General features: G+C 75.3%; 1 protein-coding gene. It reads right to left on the reverse strand.

Annotated elements, in window-relative coordinates:
* On the reverse strand, positions 1-441 hold a 441-nt coding region (locus GVL52_RS32155; protein ID WP_160012746.1), incomplete at both ends, for an ROK family protein.

A 441-nucleotide genomic window follows, 5' to 3' on the forward strand; every position in this document is an offset into this window, starting at 1 on the left:
GGCCCACGCCGACCCCGGTGCTCCAGGTGACGTAGGCGCAGTGGTCCAGCCCCTGCAGCGCGCCCCAGCGGCGCTCGGCAACGAGGGCGGCCACGGCATCGTTCTGCACGTTCACGTTCTGCAGCACCTCGGCCAGCGGCGCCTGCAGGGGGATGCGCGTCCAGTCGTTGGGCAGCAGGCTGCGGTCGGCGCCGGGCAGCCCGCCGCAGATGTTGGGCGTGGACACCTCGACCATGCCGTCCTGCAGCAGGAAGGGCCCGCAGCACGCCACGCCGGTCGACTGCAGCTGGTCGCGGGTGATGCCCACCTCGGCGCAGGCCGCATCCACCATGCGCAGCGCCTGGCGCGCGAGCGCATCGGGTGCACCCTCCTTCACGGTCGGCTCGCTGCGGCGCGCCACCAGCGCGGCCCGGTCGGTCCCCGCGGGCGCCAGCGCCACCG

It is taken from the genome of Rhizobium sp. 18055 (assembly GCF_902706285.1).
Taxonomy (GTDB): domain Bacteria; phylum Pseudomonadota; class Alphaproteobacteria; order Rhizobiales; family Rhizobiaceae; genus Rhizobium.